Below are 884 nucleotides of genomic sequence, written 5' to 3' on the forward strand. Positions count from 1 at the left end.
TCTGTCCATTCCTTATAATATGATGGGTTAATGCTTGCCGCAAAACTCAAAATGTAATGTTTATTGTCTTCCTGACCAGCTTTATCTAACTTCTCTCTTAAAGTTTTCATTAATAACGTGAAATTGACCTTATCTTCTGGTCTTGCTTTAATTGCTCCCCAACCACCATTTACAGGGTATTCCCAATCGATATCAATTCCATCTAAATTATGAGCTCTTAGATACTCTACTACACTGTCTGCAAACCTATTTCTTGACTCTTCGGTTAAGGCTGCATCTGAAAACCCTTCTGCACCCCAACCGCCAACAGCAATAAGTATCTTCAGATGTGGATATTTTTCTTTCAGTTTCTTTAATTCGTTGAAATGCTTCTCATTTATATCCTTTCCGTTGTCAATAACCCCATCTTTTATAGCGGCAAATGCAAGATTCAAATGAGTAAGCTTATCGCCCATAATCTTACTTGCGTCCCATTCTTTCCATGCTGGTATATATCCTACTATTTTGTAGCCTGGTGGAAGAATAACAAATCCACTTTCTCTTGCACTATTTACTGAAATAATATTCATTTTTGCAAGTTTTGTGGCTAAATTCATCTCAGTTCCTTTTACATTTAACTTAAGTGCCTGGTAAAGCGATAATATTACATCTTTATTAGTAACTTTCTTTGACTCTGTCAGATGCGTAATTCCAATTGAGTTTGCAAACTCAATTACATTGTTTTCATCAAAATCTACGCCTGCCTCGTACTCCAGCGCTTGTAATAACACTGTGTATAAATCTTCAGTAGTAACTTCTTTTAGTGGTTCAAAATTCTTATCCTTTGCCCACCCCAAATCAGGATTATGTTTTAAATATAAAAGAATTGCTTGATTTTGAGGACT

General features: G+C 35.4%; 1 protein-coding gene. It reads right to left on the reverse strand.

The window, feature by feature from the left end:
* Positions 1 to 884, reverse strand: an 884-nt coding sequence (locus tag H964_RS11960; protein WP_237738199.1) for a glycosyl hydrolase family 18 protein, incomplete at both ends; no start/stop codon positions are given.

Origin of the sequence: Caldicellulosiruptor sp. F32 (genome assembly GCF_000404025.1) — a bacterium.
Classification (GTDB): Bacteria; Bacillota; Thermoanaerobacteria; order Caldicellulosiruptorales; family Caldicellulosiruptoraceae; genus Caldicellulosiruptor; species Caldicellulosiruptor saccharolyticus.